Source organism: Myroides pelagicus (assembly GCF_009711055.1).
Taxonomy (GTDB): Bacteria; Bacteroidota; Bacteroidia; order Flavobacteriales; family Flavobacteriaceae; genus Flavobacterium; species Flavobacterium pelagicum.
The window spans coordinates 46,828-70,689 of the sequence record NZ_WMJY01000005.1; the positions used below are offsets into that span (position 1 = coordinate 46,828).

Sequence of the window (23,862 nt, forward strand, 5' to 3'; positions counted from 1 at the left end):
AGTAAAATGAATACGATGAAAAAAACACTCAAACTATTAACACTTATACTATTCGCAGCTTTAGCCTCTTGCGCTCAATCTGAAAAAAATACTGAAACACATGCTATAGCATTAGAGGAATTCACACCTGAAGAAACTTCAGCTAATACCTTAGCAGAGGCAAAACAAGGATCTGATAACAAAGAGGAAGATGATACTACCGTCGAGCGTATGATTGTCAAAGAAGGAAACATCCGTTTCGAAACTTCTAATGCAAAACAAACACGTGAAGAAATCCTTAACAGCATTAAACAGTTTAACGGTTACCTTTCGCATGAAACCTCTTTTAACTATGGCTATAAAACAGAATATACTATAGAAATACGCGTACCTGCCAAAAACTTCGAAACCTTACTTGAAGGTGTTAGTCAAACTGCAACAAAACTAGACAGAAAAAACATTAGCTCTTTAGACGTGACGGAGGAGTTTATCGATACACAGGCAAGAATCAAAACTAAAAAGGCAATAGAAGAACGCTATAAAGAGCTACTTAAAAAAGCAAACACTGTAGGAGACATCCTAAAAATAGAGAAGGAACTCGGAACACTTAGAGCAGATATCGAATCTTTTGAAGGACGATTAAAATACATTAAGAATAGAATTTCTCTAAGTACCCTAACAGTAACGTTCTATGAAAAAGGAGAATCTACTACAGGTTTTGGGCACGAAGTATCTTCAGCTCTTAGTGATGGGTGGGACAACCTACTATCCTTTATCATAGGGATATTCTATATCTGGCCATTTATTATACTATCAATTATTCTTGTGTTCCTCATTAGAAAATTAAGAAAACGAAAAAAACAAAATTCATAAAAAAATAAGGGGTTGTTTCACTTTGCTATGAGACAACCCTTTCTCTTTTATTCCTTCATCAGCTCTTTTAACTGCTGTTCAAAATCATCTTTTTGCATACCACTAAAAGCTTTTAAGAACTTGCCTTCTGGGCTAAACAAAATATAATCAGGAGTTCCTGCTAATCTATACTTTATCGTTATTGGATCTACTCCCTCATTATTGTTCCACAATAGAATTCCTTTACTTCCTTTAAACTCTTCATAATACTTTAAAGCATCTGTCTTACCTCCATATACGTAGTATGTCACATAAGTCAGTTTACTTTCTAAAACTGTTGCAATCTTAGCTGTTTTAGGACCTGCTACTTGACAATATCCACACCCGTAAGTCGAAAAATCCAATAATACATATTTACCTTTAAAGTAGTCACTGAACTTTACTTGCCTTTCATTCACATCTAATGCAGTAAAATCATAATATTGATTCCCCTCCTTTAATTGCTTATAATCTAAGTATAACTTAAAAAGAGCTACATTCATATTCGTATAAAATTCTGGTCTAATCAGTTTATAGAGCTCCTTTATTTTTTGATCTGAATACGAAATAACCTCTCCTAATAGTAACCTACTTCCGTAGTCTGTATTAATATGTTGTCTTATAAAACGTTCATTAATTACCTCTATTTCCTTAGATAATTTAGAAATCTTACCATAAGGTTCGACATCACTTAAATAAACAGTATTGACACTATCCTTATCCCTTCCCAAAGCCAAAAGTTTATAGTATTCGTCTATATATACCCTCCTAGCTCTTTCGATATCCTTGGTCATTTGTCTATGCTCATACCGCAAACTGTCGTGCTCAGACCCAATAGCCCTAATGCCTAAAGGAAAGTCATCGATAGTACCCTCTATGTTTACTGTCTCATTAGCTAGGTAGAAAAAAGCATTCTTTGTGTCCTTACCTATAGTGGCTGCTAACCTCACATATGCAGGTGCTTCATTGAGATACATAGACATCTCTATCTTTCCATCTCTAGTGTAGAACACTTCTTTTTGTTCACCACTAGATAGCACAAGTTTTATACTATCTGTAATCCCCTCAATCCTACCCGTGATATGCAACATCTCCTGAGCACAAATAGGTGTAAACAATAAAGTCGTGAGTAACCATAATAAATTCTTCTTCATAAATACTTTAATCAATTATTCATCTACAAATTAACAAATTTCAAATCAATAAACCTTTAAAAATCAAATCTTAAACTAAATTATTTGTATCTTACCCTCAGTATAATTGACTATTGAATAGTTTGATCTATATCTTCGTATCAATGAGAGATAAAAACATAATCCACTCAATTATAAAGGACGGCTACAGTCTAGGTAGCATTATCTTTTACTCAAAAAATACAATTCTACTCACACTACAATGGACCCAACACTTGCAGGTCGATAAAAACCACATCAAACATCTCACTAAGTAAACAACTAGTCCTATCATACGCACACATGCGTGCAGTATGCTTGACCTTTTCTTGCCAAGAGATGCGTTTTTGGGAGGTATTCTGCAGGAATACTGCACGTATGGCTCAATCTTGCGAAGAAATAACCAGCATCAACCTATCGTAAACTGGATTTATAAATAAGGCGAATCCAAAAATAAATAGAAGAACGAATCACGTCAAAACCAATTCATCGTCTAATTTAAAACTATTATACAGGCTCCAATACACAAACTATACCCCTGACATACGTACCAAATACTAAACACTTTGGTCATAATACCAACGTCATTGACTTTCGAGTAATAAAAACCTAATCTATTCATTTTTAACAAAATTTATCCTTTTAAAATAATAATACATTGGTGTTCAAAATATTACAATTACTCAAATGTAACCAACTATATTAGATAAGAAAACACCAAAATCAAATATTGAAACAATAAACGTCTTACTATCAGGTAGAATACAACGGAATAAAATCTGTCGAAAACGAGTTGATAAAAAATAATGTCTATTTTTGTTAAACAACCAATAAACGTAATGCACATATGAAACCTGATTTATACCAAGCGCCTGATTATTATCTACTTGACGATTTATTAACAGACGAACATAAACTAATCCGCGATACAGCTAGAGCCTGGGTCAAAAAAGAAGTAAGTCCAATCATCGAGGACTTCGCTCAACGTGCCGAATTTCCCAAACAACTGATCAACGGTCTTGCCTCAATAGGAGGATTTGGACCATACATTCCTACAGAATATGGAGGAGCAGGTCTAGATCAAATTGCTTACGGGTTGATTATGCAGGAGATAGAAAGAGGAGACTCTGGCATACGTTCTACCTCTTCAGTACAATCATCACTTGTGATGTACCCAATATGGAAATACGGAAATGAAGAGCAACGTCAAAAATACTTACCTAAATTAGCAACCGGAGAATACATAGGTTGCTTTGGATTAACAGAACCAGATCATGGCTCTAATCCAGGAGGAATGCTTACTAACTTCAAAGATATGGGAGACCACTATCTCCTAAACGGAGCTAAGATGTGGATCTCAAATGCACCATTTGCAGATATCGCTGTCGTATGGGCAAAAAATAAAGAAGGACGCATTCACGGGCTGATTGTAGAGCGCGGCATGGAAGGCTTTACAACTCCAGAGACACATAACAAATGGTCGTTGCGAGCATCAGCCACCGGTGAGTTAATATTTGACAATGTGAAAGTCCCTAAAGAAAACTTACTTCCAAACAAATCAGGGTTAGGTGCTCCATTAGGCTGTCTTGATTCGGCTCGATATGGTATTGCCTGGGGAGCGATCGGAGCTGCTATGGACTGCTATGATACCGCACTACGCTATGCCAAAGAGCGCATTCAATTCGACAAACCGATCGGTGCAACACAATTACAACAAAAAAAACTAGCCGAGATGATTACCGAAATCACCAAGTCTCAGCTATTAACTTGGCGATTAGGAGTCCTAAGAAATGAAGGGAGAGCAACCTCTGCTCAAATTTCAATGGCGAAGCGAAACAATGTAGCTATGGCATTAGACATCGCCCGTGAAGCTAGACAGATACTAGGTGGTATGGGAATCACGGGAGAGTACTCTATCATGCGCCACATGATGAATTTAGAATCCGTCGTAACGTATGAAGGAACACATGATATTCATCTATTAATTACGGGAATGGATATAACAGGTTTTCCAGCATTCAAATAATACATACATCAATAGATAAACTTTATATAAAGAGCTTCGCCTTTCGGTGAAGCTTTTTTACTTTTGTCAATAAATTCAACTAAAATGACAATACAAGAAGTAAATACCTTAATCACAGCTGAGAGAGACGCACTACTGCACCATCCGCTATACACAAAAATAAAAACAATACCACACCTATGTGCTTTCATGGAAGGACACGTATATGCCGTTTGGGATTTTATGTCCCTGCTTAAAGCACTACAACAAAAACTGACCTGTACGACAGTGCCTTGGTTTGCTTCGCCTTACCCACAAACGCGCTATTTAATCAATGAAATCGTATTGGCAGAAGAATCAGACTTAGCACTAGACGGTAGAAGATTAAGTCATTTTGAAATGTACCTTGACGCTATGCAAACAGCAGAAGCCAATACAACTACAGTCGAAAACTTCCTAGTTGACCTTCAAAAAGGTTCCCCTATAGAAACAGCGATTGCAAATCTAGCCGTACTACCTGAAGTGAAAGATTTCATAACTTTTACCTTTGATGTGATCAAAGGAGGTAAACCACATGAAATAGCAGCAGCCTTTACCTTTGGTAGAGAAGATTTAATACCTGATATGTTTTCAGAAATATTAAAAGGCTTTCAACAAAACTTTCCCTCAACGGACTTATCAAAATTAATCTATTACTTTGAAAGACACATTGAATTAGATGGAGATGAACACGGGCCTATGGCTATGCAAATGATCACAGAGCTTTGCGGTGAAGATACGGCTAAGTGGAGTGAGGTAGTCGCAGTATCCAAAGAGGCATTAACTAAGCGATATGGATTGTGGAATGCGATAGAGAAAAGTATCGGTTAATACTACAATTTATTAACAAGCTGTAAACATAAAATAGCACAGTATTTCACTAAATTTACACGAATAGTTATAAAACGAAAAAAGAACATGAGTACAAAAAATGCAATAATTACAGGAGGAGGAAGAGGTCTTGGTAAAGCAACAGCGATAGCTTTCGCAAAAGAAGGCATCAATGTAGCCATCACAGGTCGAAATGAAGAAAAACTAAAAGAAACGGTTAAAGAATTAGAAGCGTTAGGCGTAAAAGCAACTTATGCAGCCTTTGACGTAACTGATAAAGCTGCTGTAAAAACAGGTATTGCACAAGTAATCGAGACTTTAGGAGGAATCGATATTTTAGTAAACAATGCGGGAATTGCAGAGTTTGGTAAATTTATGGATATGCCAGCTGACCGTTGGGAAGAAATTCTATTAACTAATGTAATGGGAGTGTATAATGTGACAAGAGAAGTATTACCTCATTTAATTGAGAAAAATGAAGGAGATATCTTTAATGTAGCGTCTACTGCTGGATTAAATGGAAACCCATCAACATCAGCATACTCAGCTTCTAAATTCGCTGTGATTGGAATGTCTGAGTCTTTAATGAAAGAAGTTCGTAAAAACAATATTCGCGTATGTACATTGACACCAAGTACAATTGCATCGGATATGTCTATTGAATTAGGGTTGACTGATGGTAATCCAGATCATATCTTACAACCAGAAGACTTTGCAGAACTTATTGTAGCTACCTTAAAGCTTCCGAGAAGAGCAATGTTGAAAACAGCTTCTTTGTGGACAACAAACCCAGCATAGCATTCAACTAAACCATAGTATATACAAACCTTTGTTCTTTGATAATCAGAACAAAGGTTTTTTTAGTTACATACACCAGATACGATTTTTTTATCCGTATTTTTATATACATTTACACCATATTTATCTGTCCAAACTATGTTACGTAAACTCTTTCGTTTTTGCAAAAAAGCGATTATATACTTCTTTATTTTCAGTGTTGTATCAGTCCTATTGTTTCGTTTTGTCCCAGTACCCTATACACCATTAATGTTTATTCGTATATATGAACAATACAATGCAGGAAAAAAGATAATATTAAAACACGACTGGGTATCCCTAGAAAAAATAAGTCCTAACTTACAAAAAGCAGTTATTGTATCAGAAGATGGACATTTTATGACACATAATGGCTTTGACTTTGATGCAATTGAAAAAGCTTTAGAAAACAACGAAAAAGCCAATGCTCGAATAAAAGGAGGAAGTACTATTAGTCAACAAACGGCAAAAAATGTCTTTTTGTGGCCTGGACGCAGTTATGTTAGAAAAGGCTTAGAGGCCTATTTTACGGTATTAATAGAACTCTGTTGGTCCAAAGAACGCATATTAGAAGTTTATCTCAATAGTATAGAGATGGGAGATGGCATCTATGGAGCAGAAGAAGCCGCCCAATATTGGTATAAAAAGTCGGCAAACCAACTAACGACATACGAAGCCGCTGGCATAGCCGTCATCCTTCCAAACCCAAGAAAATACAAAGCTACAGGACAAGGTCCCTATATCACTAAGCGAAAGGCCCTAATCAATAAATACATACGGTCATATGGCCCATTAGAATTCAAACCAAATACTGAGAAAAAAAACAATAAATAAAAGTACTTATTGAGATTTAACTAAATATTCTACGGTACTAAGCTAATTTTTTTCTACTTTTGGTACAAACTTTTATATAAACAAGAAATACTATGAAAAAATCAATTTTATTATTAGCTGCTTGCGGATTAGTTTTCGCTACTTCATGTAAAGATGCTCAAAAAAATGCTGAAGAAGTAAAACAAGAAGTTGTAGAAGCTGGACAAGAAGCTACTGAAGGAGCTAACGCTGCATTAGCAACTGCTACTACAAAATTAGAAGAAGCTAAAAAAGCGGTTGAAGAAGCTGCAAAATCAGGAAACGAAGAAGCTAAAACTAAAGCAAACGAAGCTTTAGAAGCTGCACAAAAAGAGTGGGATGCTTTAAAAACTAAAGCTACTGAGGTTACTGAAGAAGCTAAAACTAAAGCTGCTGAAGCAACAGAAGATGTAAAAGAAGGAGCTGAAGACGTGAAAGAAGCTGTAAAAGAAGGAGCTGAAGACGTAAAAGAAGCTGCAAATGACGTAGTGAAAGACGCAGATAAGAAATTACAAGATGTAAAGAAAGATTTATTAAAATAATCGATTATAAAGAGGAACTTAATGTTCCTCTTTTTTTATACTTCCATTGTATTTTCTAATACAACAATAAAGACAATCAATCATACTATATAGCTAATCATCAAATATTTAACGACCTTTACATAGTAATAAAAATCAAAGACTATGAAAGCAAATATTGGATTAACAGAAAAAGCATTAGCGTTTAACGCAGAAGTATTGTCAAAACTTTTAGCAGATGAGTTTGTACTTTACACAAAAGTAAGAAATGCTCACTACAACGTAACTGGTGATGACTTTCACTCAAAACACGTTTACTTCGAAGAACTTTATACAGAACTAGCCATCAATGTAGATGCAGTAGCTGAACGTATCAAAACATTAGGACACTACGCTCCTTCTTCACTTAAAGATTACTTAAACCTTACTCATCTTACCGAAGAAAGAAAAACAGATAGTACAGATAGTAAGTCTTGGATCAGTGAGATATTAATAGACTATGAAATAATCGTTAGCTTTATTAGACAACATATTGACGCCATCGAAGAATCAAATGATAAGAGTACAGCTGATTTCTTAATCGGATTAATGGAAGCACACGAAAAAACAGCATGGATGTTACGTGCCCATTTATAATAATATAGGTTTATAAAATACCAAAAGGTTTGCTTGAAGAATAAGCAAACCTTTTTTTATATATTAGTACAAATAAACGACGTATGAAACGAATTTTTCTATTAGCAGTACTTGGACTTACACTTAACAGCTGTAGTGAGGCAACAGAAATAGACAAAGCAAAAGACTTTCAAAAAGAACAAAATAAGTTCTTTGCAGATTCGAATACAAGTCCATTGGTTAAAGATGCCTTAAAAAGTTTTGATGGACTAGACTTCTTTCCTATCGATGAAGCATATATTGTAATCGGAACACTAAAGCGCACACCAGATGAAAAGCCCTTCGAAATGCCAACGACCACACATCAAAAACACTTATATGTAAAATATGCAAACGTGACCTTTACCCTAGAAGGGAGAACACATACAGTAGAGCTTTATAAGAGCTTAAAAGACCTGAAAGGCACAACTAGTCAACTCTTTCTCCCTTTCTCAGATTTGAGTTCTGGAGGTAGTACATACGGAGGTGGTCGTTACCTCGACCTAGAGATTCCAGAAGGAGATCAAATCACATTGAACTTTAATAAGGCTTATAATCCTTACTGTGCATACAATCCGAAATACTCCTGTCCCATACCTCCAGACCAAAACTTTATCAAAGCAGATATACAAGCAGGAGAAAAAACGTACCAATATACAAGATAAGAATAACAAAATAGGCTATCCAATGGACAGCCTATTTTTATACTTGCGCAATATTGAAGCGAGTATTATTTTAGAGATTGAATCCCCATACTATATAGTGTAAACGCTTGTAGATCCACATGCTCTTGTACTTGTTGAGCAACAGACTTACCTGCTCCGTGTCCAGCATTAGTTTCAATGCGAATCAACATCGGATTATTACCTGTGTTTTTAGCTTGTAATTCAGCCGCAAACTTGAAGCTATGTGCAGGAACCACTCTATCATCGTGATCTCCAGTAGTCACCATAGTTGCAGGATAAGCAACTGCCTTTACGTTGTGTAATGGAGAATACCCTTTAAGGTATTCAAACATTTCTTTGTTGTCTTCAGCAGTTCCATAATCATACGCCCAACCTGCTCCAGCAGTAAATGTGTGGTAACGCAACATATCCAATACCCCAACAGCCGGTAAAGCTACCTTCATTAAATCAGGGCGTTGTGTCATAGTAGCACCTACTAACAATCCTCCATTAGAACCACCTTTAATAGCAAGGTAATCAGAAGAAGTATAGTTATTGTCAATTAGGTATTGAGCAGCAGCGATGAAATCATCAAATACATTTTGCTTTTGCATCTTCGTACCAGCTACATGCCATTTTTTACCATATTCACCACCTCCTCTAAGGTTTGGAACAGCATAGATACCTCCGTTTTCTAACCATATTGCATTAGCAATACTGAATGAAGGTGTCAGACTAATATTAAAACCTCCGTAAGCATAAAGCATAGTCGGATTCTTACCGTTTAACTCAGTCCCTTTTTTATACGTGATAATCATTGGGACTTTCGTTCCATCTTTAGACGTATAGAATACTTGTTTAGATTCGTATTGAGAAGAATCGAACTTCACTTTTGGTTGCTCATATACTTTAGAAACACCCTCTTTTGGATCAAAAGAATAGATTGTACCTGGTGTAATATAGTTCGTAAATGAAAAATATAGTGTTTCATCTTTCTCTTTTCCACCAAAGCCACTAGCTGTACCAATACCAGGTAATTCAACTACGCGGATTTCTTTACCTGAATAATCATATTGCTTTACATAAGAAACAGCATCTTTTAAGTAGCTAGCAAATAAATAACCAGCTCCTTTAGAAGGACTTAATACATTCTCAGTTTCTGCAATAAAATCAGTCCAATTCGCTTGAGTAGCCTTATTAGCATCAGCTACAACAATCTTTTTATTTGGTGCTTGGTGATCAGTAACGATGAAAAGTTTACCATCTTTACTATCTAAAACATAGCTACTCGTCTCAAAGTTGTCCACTAATGTAACGATAGGGCTATTGCTCTTCGTTAAATCCTTTAAGTACAACTCATTTCCATAAGTAGAGTTAGCAGCAGTGATCACAAGATATTTATTATCACTAGTAACACTACCTCCTACATATCTACGCTTTTTATCTCCACCAAAGACTAGGGCATCTTCTTTTTGAGCAGTACCTAATTTATGGAAATACAACTTATGTTGATCAGTTTTCGCAGATAACTCACTTCCTTCTGGCTTGTCATAACTAGAGTAGTAAAAACCTTCGTTACCTAACCATGACACACCACTAAACTTAACGTCCACTAATGTATCACCAACTACTTGTTTTGTCTCTGTATCCAAGACAATCACTTTTCTCCAGTCACTACCACCCTCTGAGATAGCATAAGCCAATTTACTTCCGTCTTCCGAGAAGTCAATACTTCCTAAAGAAGTAGTACCGTCTTTAGAAAACTTGTTAGGATCCAAAAACACTTCTTCTTTTCCAGCTTCGTCCTTACGGTACATTACAGACTGATTCTGTAATCCATCGTTTTTAAAGAAATAAGTGTATTTTCCTTCTTTAAATGGAGCGCTTATCTTCTCATAGTTCCAAGCCTCTTCCATTTGCTTTTTCAACTCATCTCTAAATGGTATTTGAGCCAAATAATCAAAAGTCACTTCATTCTCTGCTTTCACCCAAGCAGCTGTTTCTTCTGATCTATCATCCTCTAACCAACGGTAAGGATCTGCTACTTCAACTCCAAAATACGTATCTACTACGTCACCTTTGTGCGTCTCTGGATACTTGATTTCAACTTTTGCGTCGTTATTGCCTTGCTTACAAGAGATAATAACGATAGCCACTAAAAGTGTCATAAATGTTTTTCTCATAGAAAATTAGGGTAAATATTAGTTTCAAAACAAATATAAATAAATATACACAGTATCAAATAGTTTCATAGATGGAATACAAACAGTCCTATGTCATATTTAAAAAAATACGGGTTAAACTTATAATTCTAACCCGTTGTAATTATTCAGATTAGATGTATCTATTAATGATGATGACTGTGATCTCCTCCATCTCCATGACCTGGATCAACGATTTCAATATTTCTAAATACCATCGTTTGATTTCCAGCTTTATCCAATACTTTTACAGCAAAGTGATAGTTTCCTCTTTTTGCATCAGCAGCTATAATAATCTTATGGTGATGAACATTATCATTTTTCTTACCGTAGATATCGTCCCAAGTCTCATTAAACTTGAATTCTTTACGCGCTTCATTTTCTGCATCATGAGTATGATCACCAGCTAACACAGTTATACTATGTGTGTGATTACCATCACCATGTCCATGTCCATCAAAATTGCCATGTATATCAACATTATAAGTAGCTAAAGCAACATTATCTGATACATTCATATCAAAATGAATGTCTTTTCCAGCTTCTAACTTAGCTCCATCAGCTGGTGCAATTAAATCAACAACTGGAGGCTCTGTATCTAGATTATCATCACTTGACGTACATGAAGTAAAGAATGCTGAAGCTAATAATGAGTAAAAGGCGATATATTTAATAGTTTTCATTTTTTTAAATTTTAAATTGTTAATCATCTGTAATTAGTTGTGTGTTCGTAGAGTGATTATTAAAATGGAGGACCTCTTAAATAATACGAATAAAAGAAATCCAAATATTCCAGCCGTACATCTATTACATAAATAGGCAAATACATTTGATCTACCCAAAAGTCAATATTAAATACATCAAAATCGAGTAATGGAGCATACTTAAACAAATACTGTTCACAATAGTGTACCGTATTGCTATTCAAGTATTCCACGGCATTACTCCTTTTATTAAAGTCATGCTCTATAATGACAAAATGCAGAAGATTACTCGTATGTGGAATAACAAATACTCCTAATAATAACACAAGCCACAGAACACGAATGTTCTTAGTTTTCATTAAAAGGGTACTTGAATAGTTAATTGAATTGATCTCCCAAGCTCAGGAATTTCTAATGGTCTATAAAAACTCATATGGTTTAGAATCTTGGCATTAAAAATATTCGTTGCAGATAGATTAGCTTTTGCTTCTACATTACCTAAACGTATGGTAGAACTAACCCCCGCACCGAAACTATACGAACTAGGAGTAATAGATTCACCTTGAGCGATTCGTTGCTGTTCAGCATACCATTTACCATTGACAAACAATTCTGTTCTTTTGAAAACTTTCCAATCATTAAAAGAATGCCTTAATTCACCATAAAAATTCACAGGTGGGGTAAAAGGTAGTGGATAATTACCACTCTTTCCGTTCATCAACTGTTTATTATAGATATACTCTAAGACTCCTTTAAAAGCAAAGCTTTCTAAAAATCGTTGCTCTACACTCCACTCAAAGCCTGTAATTAAGGCTTCTGATTGCGTGTACTCGTAAATCTGTCCACTATCTGGAAGTACTGAAAACTTACCAGAAGGCTTTAAGAAGATGTAATTGGTAAAGTAATAAGCATAAGGACTAAAGGTAGTCTTGAAATTCTTACCTACATAACTCGCTCTAAAATCAAAAGCAAGCCCTTGCTCTGGATCTAGATTAGGATTTCCCTTCTCATGGCGAAAAGCACCGTGATGAACGCCATTAGATGCTAACTCAATAGCTGTTGGAAATCTAAAGTTCGTTCCAATAGTAGCAGCAAACTTCACTTTATCTGTATAGGCATATTTTGCACCTAGCATTGCATTAAAACTAGTAAAGTCTCTATCTGTCTGATGACTACGTTGTGCATAATCCGCTGCGAAATTATGAGAATGTCCTTTTGCTATTAAGTAATCATATAAAACCTCATCGTAAAAAGGCTTAATATGAATCTCTGCATAGTCAGCTCGCACACCTGCTTCCCAAGTTAGTTGCTCATTTACATAATGCTCATGTATAGCAAATGCACCTACTACAAAGCGATTAAACTTTGGCAATAGGAAACCATAACCATCTATAGTATTGTTTTGATAAGTATATTGTAAGCCAATTACCGATTTGTGATTATTATCTGATAAATACTCATACTTAAAAGCAGCGTCAAACGTATTTAGATTAAACTCTAACTCTAAGTTTGGATCATTAATTGGAGGAGTCTGATTTTCAAAGTGTGAATGAAAAATACTTTTCTCTTGACGTTTATTATTCTGAAAAGAAAACAAAGCATTTAATTTACTCTTACCTGTCAAATCATAGGTAAAGTTATTAGTTACCTTAAAGTGATTAACATTTTGATGAGGCAAACCTATATTGCGATGATTACCATCGTGTACAACAGTAGTAATATTTGGTAACCCATGGGCACCTGGAAAGAAACCGCTCTTCTCATAAACGTTACTTACACTCAATACATTTTTAACTGAACCATCGATATATCCAACTTGACCATATAAAGATACGTTTTTACCTGCCGTATTTTTCATACGTCCCTCATAAATTGGAATAATGGTACCCAAATAGTATATTTCTTCTGTAGGCACTCTATAATCTCCATACTCTTGGGCAGTTGCTTTAACTTTAAAGAAAAACTTGTCTTCTCTAGCCTTCAATTGAACAGAAGCTCCATAAGAGTCATTAACAGTTTTGCCAAATAATGTTGCACTTCCATTAAATGAATGTACCTCAGGTACTTTCTCATTATTAATTTTAATTACACCAGCAATAGCATCACTACCATATTCAATAGTACCAACTCCTTTGATAACTTCTACTTCTTCTGTACTAAAGGCATCTATCTCTAGTCCATGATCTGCCCCCCATTGTTGCCCTTCTTGTTTCGCTCCATTTTCAGCTACTGCTAAACGGTTAAATCCAAGACCTCTAATAATCGGTTTAGAAGATCCCGCACCGATTTCCATTGCATTCACTCCTGGTACATATTCTAATGTTTTGGCTAGCGAACCAGCATATTGTTCGATAAGTTTTTGATTAGATACTTTCTCAGCATTCTTAATAGATTGAACACCTTCAGAAGAAATAACCACTTGATCCAACAAGGTTGTATCCTCTTTTAAGTGAAAATGTAAATCTAAATTATTATTGACAAAAACTTTTTGATTGACTGATTCGTATCCGATATAAGTAATCGCCAAAACGTATTCTCCTCCTTCTACAGAAGGAATTAAAAAATTGCCATCTAAGTCCGTAGCTACAGCTTGACTCCCCAATTGTATAGTACTTCCAACTAATGCTGAACCATAAATATCCGAAACATGCCCACGCACTGAAAATGCTTGTGCAAACGACTGAATAGTCAACAATAGAGAGAACACTACTAGTGATATTCTCATATTCTAATTGATTATATTTAATAAAAAAGTATTTCTATAGATTTAAATTTATAGAAATAAAGGTCCAATTATTAAACAATCACTGGCGGAGCCCTAAGGGAATAATACACATGAGAAAGTGGCGTGAAAGTATCAATCACTTCACTTTGTACTTTCTCAATAGACAAGAAAAGATTAGGCGAAAAGGTATATATAGCTACCGTATTAGCTGGAATCAATGTATCACATGCAAAACACTTTTCAATGTCGTTGTGATTTACCTTATACTCCAGGGCAACCTTACTATCTCCTCTTTGCTCATGAAAGTGGGCATGCGTACCGTGTTCTTTTTCGTATGAGATAAACGTAGCTATATGCTCATAACTGTGTATGAACTGGAATACCATAGTAAACATAATTGTCACTATTAGCAATACTCCCGCTATGTTTTTTCTTTCGCGCATAGTGCAAATATAAATAAGAATTAATAAAATCAAACGAATACAACTATTATCTTATGATTAAGTATACTTTTATATACATTGCTTGTTGAGATAATAACTGTCTTTTACAAATAAAGTGAATCGTGTTATCTTTAGAAGGAAGACAGACAAAGCTATTTATAACCATTGCTTTTCTTACCTTTGCAACTTAATAACTCTAAGAATGAATAGTAAACTTTTAGGTAGTATTTTAATTATTGCAGGATCTTCGATTGGGGCTGGTATGTTAGCCATGCCAATTTCGACTGCTGGAATTGGTTTTATTATTAGCACACTACTATTAATACTCTTATGGTTTATTACTTATTATACAGCGATACTGATGGTGAAGGTCTATCAGTACAATCCCGCTTCTGATGGTTTTGATTCACTAACCAGGAAGTACACTAACTTCTTTGTAAATCGCATAGCAGGATTAAGTCTAATGTTTCTTATCTATGCCCTAACAGCAGCCTATATGACAGGAGGAGGAACAATCCTTAAAACTTCTATCGACTCTCTTTTTAAAACTGAACTAGATAGACATTTAGCAATAATATTGTTCGCTGTTCTATTTGGTGGAATTGTTGTAATTGGAACCAAATCAATAGACTTCATTACCAAAGGCCTCTTTAGTATCAAACTAGTCTTTTTAGCCTTGTTAATCTTTTTGATGTTTCCATTGGTTCAATCTGACAATTTACTCAACTTACCTTTACATCAAGGACTATTATTAACAGCTATTCCTCCTATCTTTACTTCATTTGGTTTTCACGGTAGTATACCTACAATAGTTAATTACCTGGGCGGAGACAAAAAACTATTAAACAAAGTATTTCTTTACGGTAGCTTACTACCTTTAGTTATCTATTTGGTATGGCAAATAGTTGTGCTGGGTAGTCTCGACCAAACAAGCTTTATGGAAATTCTCAAAGAAGAAGAACAACTAAATGGACTAATCCTAAGTATTAGACAAATTGCAGAATCTGCATACATTGAGACTCTTTTTAGCCTTTTTGCAGCCGCCGCACTTGGGACTTCTTTTCTTGGTGTTAGTGTTGGATTATTTGACTATTACAAAGACTTACTCAAAGGCAAGAAAAAAAATCTATTGACGCCACTCGCTGGAGGACTTACTTTCTTACCTCCTTTAGGGTTTGCTCTATTCTACCCGCAGGGTTTTATTAAAGCTTTAGGTTTTGCTGCTATTGCTGGAGTAATCCTTGCATTAATTATACCCACTGTTCTTTATATCAAAGCCATGCAATACCACAAACAACAGATTAATCTTTTTCACAAAATCGCGATTGCCTTAACACTCAGTATCTCAATCACGATTATTATTAGTCAATTTCTAATTGTCTTTAAGGTTTTTCAATCTTAAACAAATAGAAATTAGACTCTTAACATTAAGCAAAACATTGCTAAAAAGAGTTAATATCACTTGTTTTTCCTTTTTTAAGACGGTTGTTTAAGACCGTACGATTGACATATTCACTATCTTTGCCCTCTTAATCATTTTTGGGAATATGAAGCAAAAACATTGGTTAGTGCTTGGTATGACGATCTTTGTTTCTATGCTATCCTCTGCTCAACAGACACAAGGCTCAAATACACATGCAACTGTATCCGATAGCCTAGCAAGTAAGAAGAAATTTACAGAACGTATTATCAGTTATTTCGAAGAGGCAAAAAAAGATAAGTCAAACAAGAAGTTTGATATCTCATTTATAGGAGGTCCAAGCTACTCGGTAGATACCAAATTAGGTCTAGGAATCGTAGCATCAGGTTTGTACCGCTTAGACAAAGAGAATATGAATCTACAACCTTCTGCTGTTTCTATATATACGAACTTTACTACCAGTGGCTTTTTTTCAATAGGAGTAGAAAACACTACTATCTTTCCTGAAGATAAGTACCGTATCAACTACGATATGAACTTCGCTTTTATGCCAAGCAAATTCTATGGTATTGGCTTTGAAGCTGGAAATAATGGACTATATACCAAATACGATGAGTATCGTCTATCACTAAAGTTAGATGCCCTACGCAAAGTACTAAACAACACCTATATCGGAGCGACCTTTTCGGCTCAACACTTCAAAGCAGACAACTTTGAAATCGCAGATATGAGACCTAATGACCCTATAAATGCAACCGCCATTGGTGGAGGTTTTATTATTCAATATGACTCTAGAGACTTTATTCCTAATCCAGCAAAAGGTTGGTTTCTAAAATATGAACAAGTCTTTTTCACTAAAGCACTAGGTAGTAACCACAACTTTGGCAGAACAGATATCACAGCAAGAACCTATCAAAAAGTTTGGGAAAAAGGTATTTTGGCATTCGATTTGAATGGCAGTTTTAACAACGGAGATGTACCGTGGAATATGTTGTCTCAAATTGGAGGTTCACGTCAGATGAGAGGATATTTTATTGGTCAATTTAGAGATAAAAAGCAAATTAACGCTCAAGTCGAACTTAGACAAAAAATATACAATCGCCACGGCATCGCCTTATGGGGAGGTGCAGGTAATGTATTTGAAAACTTTAATCAATTTGATTGGGATAAAACCCTACCTGCCTATGGTATAGGTTACCGTTGGGAGTTTAAAAACAGAGTAAATATCCGATTAGACTATGGAATTGGAAAAGGGCAAAGCGGTTTTTACTTCAACATTAATGAGTCATTTTAATCAAAGAGTACACTATTGAATAATGAATACACTATTGAAAGTAATTAACAATGCTAAAGCGCTCTTTTGGTTCTATATTATTATTAATATGGTTCCTTCTTTCTATTTTGCTTTACACGCACCATTGAATGTAATAGGTAAAATTACTATTCTATTATTTCCTTTAGGTTTTTATTTACTTCTTTTATCTGCCTTCAAAAACACAGGAAAGTGGCAATGCATTTATATTCCTTTCTTCGTATTACACGCTTTTCAGATTGTACTGTTTTATCTGTTTGGGGAAGATGTTATCGCTGCTGATATGTTTCTCAATGTGGCCACGACAAATACTAGCGAAATAAATGAATTACTAGGTAGCTTACTACCCTCTATTGCACTTGTTTGTGCTTTGTATCTACCGCCGATAATCTTATCCATCAGACAATGGAAAAAGAAACTATACCTTGATTGGTCATTTCGAAAAGGAATATTCAAGTCTTCGTTTATCCTCTTATTGGCTAGCTTTATTGGTTCATTCTGGAGTGAAAATATTAATACAAAAACTTTCGCCTACTATCAAGATGTCTATCCTATTAATGCGATTCACAACCTTGGTTTTGCTGTAAACAAATGGGATAACATTCGTAGATACCCTAATACATCAAAGGACTTCTCCTTTCACGCCACAAAAGAGGTTAAAGCAAATAGTCCTAGAGAAATCTATGTTCTTGTTGTAGGAGAGACAAGTCGAGCAGATAATTGGGGATTGTATGGTTACCAAAGAGAGACTACACCAAAGCTTGCTCGACAAGACAACTTACTGGTTTATAAAGATGCACTAACACAATCTAATACTACACACAAAAGTGTTTCGATTATCCTATCTGATGCACAAGCTACTAATTACCCTGTCATCTACAATAGAAAAGGGATTGTACATGCATTTAAAGAAGCTGGATTTACCACTATTAGCCTTTCTAATCAAGCTGAGAATTCCTCTTTTATTGAATACTTCACCAAGGAAGCTGATATCTACAAGACCATTCGAACAACGGATTCTAAAACGAGGTTAACGCAAAACCATTATGATGAAGAACTAATTCCTTTGATGGAAGATTTAATCAACAAAACTGAAGGAAATCTTTTTATTCTCTTGCACAGTTATGGATCACACTTCAACTATATGGAGCGCTACCCGACTAACTTCAAAGTTTTCGAATCAGATCAAATAGCAGGAGTAAGAAAATCAGAGAAGGAGCATTTAGTCAATGCTTATGATAACTCTATTCTCTACACAGATCATTTCTTAAATGCAACAATTGATGCTCTAAAAAAGACTCAAGCACAAACCGCTCTATTATATACTTCTGATCATGGAGAAGATTTATTCGATGACACACGTGGTAAATTCTTACACGCTTCACCTACTCCAACCTACTACCAACTTAGAATTCCCTTTATTTTATGGTTTTCTGATAAATATGAATTGGCTAATGAACAAAAGGTAAGAGTAGCAAAGTCCAATAGCGATAAACCTATTTCTACAAACACAGTTTTTCATACATTAATTGACATAGCGGATATACAGACTACGCATTTGGAATACGACCTCTCATTAGTGAATCCAATGTTTAAACCGAAGCAGCGTGTTTACCTTAATGATCACGATGTCGCAATACCCTATCGGAAGATGAATCTTAAAGAAGAAGACGTCGAAATGCTAAACAAAAACAACATTCAATAATTGAAATTAAAAACAATGAAACTCAATATAAAACTTACCATACTATCGATAATTATACTGCTTCCGACATTTATCTTTGCACAGAAAGAAAAGTTTGAGCTACTCCCGTATGGAGATATGAATAAATGGATGGTCAGAGAAATTAAAGAGTCTTTCGTTATCGGAGGAAACACTCAATACCTTTATGCAATAACTGATCAAAAGGACACCCTAAAAGACAACACCCCATATAAAAGTACTAAATCACCGTGGGCGACTTCCTCTGTATTAGCTACTGTAAGTGGAATTACTAAAGGAAGTGTTACCGTTTTTCCAGAAAAACGCGGACAAGGCTATGCTGCTAAACTAGAGACACGAATCGAACGTGTAAAAGTACTAGGTGTAATAAACATTAATGTCTTAGCAAGTGGAACAATCTTTTTAGGTGAAATGCTCGAACCGATAACAGATACAAAAGATCCGCAAAGTAAGTTAGTGACAGGAATTCCATTCTCTAAAAAGCCTAAAGCACTACAATTTGACTATAAAGTTATAACGGGTGGCCCATCAAGACGTGTCAATGGTATGGGAAAAGGTACTGATGCAAATAGAAATGACATGGCTGAAGTACAAATACTCCTTCAAAGTAGATGGGAAGACAAAGATGGAAACATCCATGCAAAACGCATCGCAACGGGTTGGCAACGCTTTGACAAGACGATTTCCAATTGGCAAAACAATCACCGCATTCCAGTTCATTATGGAGACATCACTAAAGAGAATTATTACAAAAACTATATGCAGCTGCGCACTGGAGACATGGCATACTACACTAGAAATAGTAAAGGAAAGATGGTGCCTATCTTAGAAGAAGGCTGGGGAAACGCTACTGATGAAGTCACCCATCTTATCGTTCAATTCTCCTCAAGTAATGGAGGGCCTTATATAGGCAATACGGATAGCCGCTTTTGGATAGACAATATTGGACTTGTCTATGACATTAAATAATACAACTAAAAAGCCCCTTTCTACTTATTAGAAGAAAGGGGCTTTTTGTATATCGTTTACGTTTATTTCATTAAATCTTAGGTTGCCCTATTTCATTAATCTCATCATTAGGGTTCTTAGGATCTACACCGTATTGATTAGTACCTCTTGTTCCATCTTCTACTAATTTAACCAGTAATAAAATAGGCCCTACAAGAGGAATAAAAGACATAAAATAATAAGCTCCACTGTTATTTGTGTCGTGAAGACGACGTACCAATACCGCGATAGAAGGAATAAAGGTACCCAAAATATAAATGATGTATAGTCCTACAAAGAACTGCATAATTGCATCCGTATCAGTTAAAGCGGTTAAAATACCTCCTACTATGATAATACCAAAAGCAACTAATGTATTAAACAATACAAACATCCAATACTCCTGACGTCTTGCTCGACCATTAAAATCCGCGTAATGTTCTTTTAAAACTTTTAAATACCATTCCATACATTTTCAAATTTTTTCTCAATAAAATGCCTTCAAATAGGCTACTAAAAAAGAGAGCCAGCACTAACTATAGCCCTTAACTCTCTTTATATAATTTACAATCTAATTTCTACAAATTAGAATTGATTCTGACCAATTTCGTTAATCTCGTCATGAGGATTCTTTGGATCTGCTCCATATTCATTTGCTCCAGCATTTCCTTCAGTAGCAAACCATACGATTAATATAATCCAACCAATAATCGGAAGAAGCACTAATAAATACATCCAACCACTTTTTCCAATATCGTGTAGACGACGAACAGCTACAGCAATACTCGGTACTAATACTGCCAGACTATATACTGTTCCAATAAAGTTTGTACCAATAATATACTCAACTACCCCTATCGCAATACCAATCAGCGTATTAAATAAAACAAACATCCAATACTCCTGACGTCTTGCTCTACCGTTAAAGTCAGCATAGTGCTCTTTAATTACTTTTAAATACCATTCCATAACTTCTATTCTATATGTTTTACAATTTTAATAAACAAATGTACAATATAAAATTTAACATTTGCAAATTGTTTCTTAATTTTTTTAACACTCAAAAAACGGCTTAAAAAATGATTATTTGCTAACATTCGAGTAAATTATTCTTTAAGTTCAAAAAGAAGTCCGATACATTCAAAAAAAAAGACCTTCAATGGCTGAAGGTCTATACAAATATGATATATATTATTTTTTCCGTAAACTATCGTGGCTATGTGTTTCTATACCACCATTCCACAGCGTAAGTAAATCTGTAGCAACTGCAGCACCACTACCCGCAGCGATCGCTAATTGGCTTCGATGCCCAGCTAGAGTGCCCACTACATATAACCCCTCAGCGACAAGGTGATCATGATTGTGAAGTTGTACGCGATTCTTTGTTGCTAATGATTTTGCATGTGGCATCACATAATCCATTAACCCCTCAATGTAAAAGGTAGAACTAGAATTGACAGCTACCACTACATTTTTTGCACAATAGAGCTCTTTGTTTGTCGAAATCTCGAAAATCTCACCTTTCTTAATTACTGCTATAACTTTTTCACCCTCTATCTGATTGATATGAGGATATTGAGCTAAATAGTCCTTTGATTTATCTAACAAATCACTCCCTAGTGTTCCTGGCTCAATGCCAAACGCATTAAAAAAAACAGCCTCTTGAAGCATCGAAGATTTCTGGTGCATTATTATTCCTACCTGTTTATCTTTGACAAACTCCTTCTTATAGGCACTGCCAAGCACTTGCGCACAAGACACACCTGATACACCTCCTCCAATAATTAATACATCGTAAACCATCTTAATATTTAATTATTTTGTTTTATCGTGAATAATCTTAGACGTACGATAAATCAACAAAATACACGCTCCACATAGTAGAGCTACTATACCGATTATAGCAATTAAGCTATCCCCTTGAAAAAGGTTATTGAAGTCCAATATCGTTAAATTAAACACGATTAGCGCTGCAATAACAACTAATACAACATAAGTAAATATTTTCATTTTCTGTTATAAAGAATTTGATTTAATTGGCCGAAAGTACAAAATTATTATCTATTCCTACCTCTATTTAACAAAGCCTCCAAACAATTTAACAGCACAAAAAAGGATTTCACAATAAATCAATTCAAAAGTAATCGACTGAAACAAGGAAACTTAATAAATATTCCAAGAAATAAGATTAATCACTATCAAGCTAAAAACAAGTCTGTTTGAATGATAGTAAAAAGTTAAAACAATTGCATCACACTCAGCTTTTGCGAGAAAGCATTATGTATCATTCTTTAAAACCTAACCATGACTTTGTGAGAAAACAAGTAGTCGTTTGAAAAAAATAACTAACTATTATATCTACTTCAAAAAAGAACAGTTTAACGTTATTTCCTCAGAAAATAATTAAGCATCTACCCTCCTTACATCAAAGAGATACTCAAAAACATTCTATAAATCACGTTAGCTAATAATCTAGCCGGCATTTCATTTTTTCATCGATCAGGTTACTACAACAGATTACCAACATACAGACCTTACTTTTCCATCCCTTCTTGACCTATACGTGCAGTTTGCTTGACCTTTTCTTGCCAAGAAAGCACTTCTGGGCAACTATACTGCAGGAACACTGCACGTATAGCAGTAGATTGGCACCCTATACTATTATTTTAACTCTCGATGAGCTAAGACAATTTACGTATTTTTTTAAAGAAATATGTTTCCCTATTCTTTATCGTACTAATCAATTAATAGAAAAAGTAGTAGTTATTTCACGGAAACATTCTCATAAAACAACAAACTATTTACAATTAACTACAATATAGATTACCTTTGTACTTTAAATAAAACGGTGACAAACCTCTCTTAAAATTCATAACATGTTTCAAATAGGTAAAACAATTGTATCAGAAGATGTATTAGAAAAAGAATTTGTATGTAATCTTACTGCATGCAAAGGCCAATGCTGTATAGATGGAGATGCAGGTGCTCCAGTAGAAGAAGGAGAAGTAGCTATCATGAAGTCAATCTACGAGACAGTCAAACCTTTCTTGAGAGCAGAAGGAGTGGAAGCGATTGAAAATCAAGGAACAACAGTTCTAGGAGAAGATGGAGAAATAGAAACCCCACTAATAGAAGGAGGAGAATGTGCTTATGTCATCTACGAAGACCAAATGGCTCTATGTGGAATTGAAAAAGCGTACAGAGAAGGCTTGATCGATTGGAAAAAGCCTATTTCATGCCATTTATACCCAATACGCATTAAAGAGTTTTCTTCTTTCGCAGCTGTTAATTACCACAAATGGCATATCTGTAGTGATGCTTGTGCTTTAGGCCAAGAACTAGAAGTACCTGTATATAAGTTCTTAAAAGACCCTCTTATCCGTAAATACGGTGAAGATTGGTATAAAGAATTAGAAGAAGTTGCTACTGAGTGGAACAAGCAAAAAAAGTAACACAAATTACTTAATATAAAGAACACGCGCCTTATAATCGATGATAGCTTCACCCAAAAGTAGAACATCTGAACCAATAATGCCGTGTACATTTTTAGTCTTGTATTCTGTCAATGCAGCGTTGACATGCGATAGATCTAATAAAACAAAATTAAAGTCTTTTTGGTGCCATCTTCCCAGCTGAAGATGGTTCTTAAAAGAAACTTGGGTAAATAACCCATTAGCTCCAGCACCAGTTGCTTTTGTCTTCGACTCTGAGGCTGTAATACCGAACATTTCAATATGAGAAAAATCAATACAGCTATTTGATGCTCCTGTATCCAAAATAAAATCTCCCCACACACCATTAATCTTAGCCCTTACAAAAAGATGTTGTGTAGATGAAATTTTAAACCTCACACTTTTGTATTTTTCTTTCTTCAGAATCTCTTTTAAGTTTTCCATCACTAAATTTTATTTTTAATTCATTT

Annotated in this window: 24 protein-coding genes; 13 read left to right on the plus strand and 11 right to left on the minus strand. The window is 35.1% G+C overall.

Going from position 1 to position 23,862, the window contains the following annotated elements:
• The first annotated feature begins 15 nt into the window (after nucleotides 1-15).
• The gene (locus GJV77_RS03425; RefSeq protein ID WP_155034952.1) at nucleotides 16-852 is read left to right on the plus strand and encodes a DUF4349 domain-containing protein; all 837 of its coding nucleotides are present in this window, start codon (nucleotides 16-18) and stop codon (nucleotides 850-852) included.
• Nucleotides 853-899: 47 nt separating this feature from the next.
• On the opposite strand, the gene GJV77_RS03430 is transcribed toward GJV77_RS03425, so the two are convergent.
• The gene (locus tag GJV77_RS03430; RefSeq protein WP_155034953.1) at nucleotides 900-2,024 is read right to left on the minus strand and encodes a TlpA family protein disulfide reductase; all 1,125 of its coding nucleotides are present in this window, start codon (nucleotides 2,022-2,024) and stop codon (nucleotides 900-902) included.
• Nucleotides 2,025-2,889: 865 nt separating this feature from the next.
• Between GJV77_RS03430 and GJV77_RS03435 the strand changes: the two genes are divergently transcribed.
• From GJV77_RS03435 to GJV77_RS03465, 7 genes are all read left to right on the plus strand, one after another.
• Entirely contained in the window at nucleotides 2,890-4,068 is a 1,179-nt protein-coding gene (locus GJV77_RS03435) for an acyl-CoA dehydrogenase family protein (RefSeq protein ID WP_155034954.1), read from the plus strand.
• Nucleotides 4,069-4,152: 84 nt separating this feature from the next.
• Nucleotides 4,153-4,917: a DUF3050 domain-containing protein gene (locus GJV77_RS03440; RefSeq protein ID WP_155034955.1), complete on the plus strand. Its 765-nt coding sequence runs from the start codon at nucleotides 4,153-4,155 to the stop codon at nucleotides 4,915-4,917.
• Nucleotides 4,918-5,004: 87 nt separating this feature from the next.
• A complete protein-coding gene (locus GJV77_RS03445) occupies nucleotides 5,005-5,715 on the plus strand; it encodes a 3-ketoacyl-ACP reductase (RefSeq protein WP_155034956.1) in 711 nt (236 codons plus the stop codon).
• A gap of 138 nt (nucleotides 5,716-5,853) precedes the next feature.
• A complete protein-coding gene (gene mtgA, locus GJV77_RS03450) occupies nucleotides 5,854-6,567 on the plus strand; it encodes a monofunctional biosynthetic peptidoglycan transglycosylase (RefSeq protein ID WP_155034957.1) in 714 nt (237 codons plus the stop codon).
• Between the two features lie 92 nt (nucleotides 6,568-6,659).
• On the plus strand, nucleotides 6,660-7,127 hold the full coding sequence (locus GJV77_RS03455; RefSeq protein WP_155034958.1) for a hypothetical protein: 468 nt from the start codon (nucleotides 6,660-6,662) through the stop codon (nucleotides 7,125-7,127).
• Nucleotides 7,128-7,271: 144 nt separating this feature from the next.
• On the plus strand, nucleotides 7,272-7,742 hold the full coding sequence (locus GJV77_RS03460; protein WP_155034959.1) for a Dps family protein: 471 nt from the start codon (nucleotides 7,272-7,274) through the stop codon (nucleotides 7,740-7,742).
• A gap of 83 nt (nucleotides 7,743-7,825) precedes the next feature.
• On the plus strand, nucleotides 7,826-8,425 hold the full coding sequence (locus tag GJV77_RS03465) for a DUF1684 domain-containing protein (RefSeq protein ID WP_155034960.1): 600 nt from the start codon (nucleotides 7,826-7,828) through the stop codon (nucleotides 8,423-8,425).
• Nucleotides 8,426-8,490: 65 nt separating this feature from the next.
• On the opposite strand, the gene GJV77_RS03470 is transcribed toward GJV77_RS03465, so the two are convergent.
• The 5 genes from GJV77_RS03470 to GJV77_RS03490 form a co-directional block, all read right to left on the minus strand.
• Nucleotides 8,491-10,608 carry a prolyl oligopeptidase family serine peptidase gene (locus GJV77_RS03470; RefSeq protein WP_155034961.1) on the minus strand — a complete coding sequence of 706 codons (2,118 nt, stop codon included), beginning with the start codon at nucleotides 10,606-10,608 and terminating at the stop codon, nucleotides 8,491-8,493.
• A gap of 164 nt (nucleotides 10,609-10,772) precedes the next feature.
• Nucleotides 10,773-11,309 (minus strand): DUF4625 domain-containing protein, encoded by a 537-nt coding sequence (locus tag GJV77_RS03475; protein ID WP_155034962.1) that lies wholly within the window; start codon nucleotides 11,307-11,309, stop codon nucleotides 10,773-10,775.
• Between the two features lie 59 nt (nucleotides 11,310-11,368).
• Nucleotides 11,369-11,689, minus strand: coding sequence for a hypothetical protein (locus tag GJV77_RS03480; protein WP_155034963.1), 321 nt, complete (start codon nucleotides 11,687-11,689; stop codon nucleotides 11,369-11,371).
• Entirely contained in the window at nucleotides 11,689-14,055 is a 2,367-nt protein-coding gene (locus tag GJV77_RS03485) for a TonB-dependent receptor (RefSeq protein WP_155034964.1), read from the minus strand. Before GJV77_RS03485 ends, GJV77_RS03480 begins: the two co-directional genes overlap by 1 nt.
• A gap of 71 nt (nucleotides 14,056-14,126) precedes the next feature.
• Nucleotides 14,127-14,498, minus strand: a complete 372-nt coding sequence (locus GJV77_RS03490; protein ID WP_155034965.1) for a hypothetical protein — start codon at nucleotides 14,496-14,498, stop codon at nucleotides 14,127-14,129.
• Between the two features lie 202 nt (nucleotides 14,499-14,700).
• Between GJV77_RS03490 and GJV77_RS03495 the strand changes: the two genes are divergently transcribed.
• The 4 genes from GJV77_RS03495 to GJV77_RS03510 all read left to right on the plus strand — a co-directional run bounded on the left by GJV77_RS03495 (nucleotide 14,701) and on the right by GJV77_RS03510 (nucleotide 19,922).
• Nucleotides 14,701-15,900 (plus strand): aromatic amino acid transport family protein, encoded by a 1,200-nt coding sequence (locus GJV77_RS03495; RefSeq protein WP_155034966.1) that lies wholly within the window; start codon nucleotides 14,701-14,703, stop codon nucleotides 15,898-15,900.
• Nucleotides 15,901-16,045: 145 nt separating this feature from the next.
• A complete protein-coding gene (locus GJV77_RS03500; RefSeq protein WP_155034967.1) occupies nucleotides 16,046-17,212 on the plus strand; it encodes a BamA/TamA family outer membrane protein in 1,167 nt (388 codons plus the stop codon).
• A gap of 22 nt (nucleotides 17,213-17,234) precedes the next feature.
• A complete protein-coding gene (locus GJV77_RS03505) occupies nucleotides 17,235-18,935 on the plus strand; it encodes a phosphoethanolamine transferase (protein WP_155034968.1) in 1,701 nt (566 codons plus the stop codon).
• Between the two features lie 15 nt (nucleotides 18,936-18,950).
• Nucleotides 18,951-19,922, plus strand: a complete 972-nt coding sequence (locus GJV77_RS03510; RefSeq protein WP_155034969.1) for a PCMD domain-containing protein — start codon at nucleotides 18,951-18,953, stop codon at nucleotides 19,920-19,922.
• Between the two features lie 70 nt (nucleotides 19,923-19,992).
• Here the strand turns inward: GJV77_RS03510 and GJV77_RS03515 are convergent, their stop codons facing one another.
• The 4 genes from GJV77_RS03515 to GJV77_RS03530 all read right to left on the minus strand — a co-directional run bounded on the left by GJV77_RS03515 (nucleotide 19,993) and on the right by GJV77_RS03530 (nucleotide 21,950).
• Nucleotides 19,993-20,409 (minus strand): DUF805 domain-containing protein, encoded by a 417-nt coding sequence (locus GJV77_RS03515; RefSeq protein ID WP_155034970.1) that lies wholly within the window; start codon nucleotides 20,407-20,409, stop codon nucleotides 19,993-19,995.
• Nucleotides 20,410-20,525: 116 nt separating this feature from the next.
• Nucleotides 20,526-20,909 (minus strand): DUF805 domain-containing protein, encoded by a 384-nt coding sequence (locus GJV77_RS03520; RefSeq protein ID WP_155034971.1) that lies wholly within the window; start codon nucleotides 20,907-20,909, stop codon nucleotides 20,526-20,528.
• A 222-nt stretch (nucleotides 20,910-21,131) separates the two neighbouring features.
• Nucleotides 21,132-21,743: an FAD-dependent oxidoreductase gene (locus GJV77_RS03525; RefSeq protein ID WP_155034972.1), complete on the minus strand. Its 612-nt coding sequence runs from the start codon at nucleotides 21,741-21,743 to the stop codon at nucleotides 21,132-21,134.
• 12 nt (nucleotides 21,744-21,755) lie between these two features.
• Nucleotides 21,756-21,950: a hypothetical protein gene (locus GJV77_RS03530; protein ID WP_155034973.1), complete on the minus strand. Its 195-nt coding sequence runs from the start codon at nucleotides 21,948-21,950 to the stop codon at nucleotides 21,756-21,758.
• 866 nt (nucleotides 21,951-22,816) lie between these two features.
• Between GJV77_RS03530 and GJV77_RS03535 the strand changes: the two genes are divergently transcribed.
• Nucleotides 22,817-23,392, plus strand: coding sequence for a DUF3109 family protein (locus GJV77_RS03535; RefSeq protein WP_155034974.1), 576 nt, complete (start codon nucleotides 22,817-22,819; stop codon nucleotides 23,390-23,392).
• Nucleotides 23,393-23,398: 6 nt separating this feature from the next.
• Here GJV77_RS03535 and GJV77_RS03540 read toward each other — a convergent pair whose 3' ends face one another.
• Nucleotides 23,399-23,836 (minus strand): retropepsin-like aspartic protease, encoded by a 438-nt coding sequence (locus GJV77_RS03540; protein ID WP_155035040.1) that lies wholly within the window; start codon nucleotides 23,834-23,836, stop codon nucleotides 23,399-23,401.
• Between the last annotated feature and the right edge of the window lie 26 nt (nucleotides 23,837-23,862).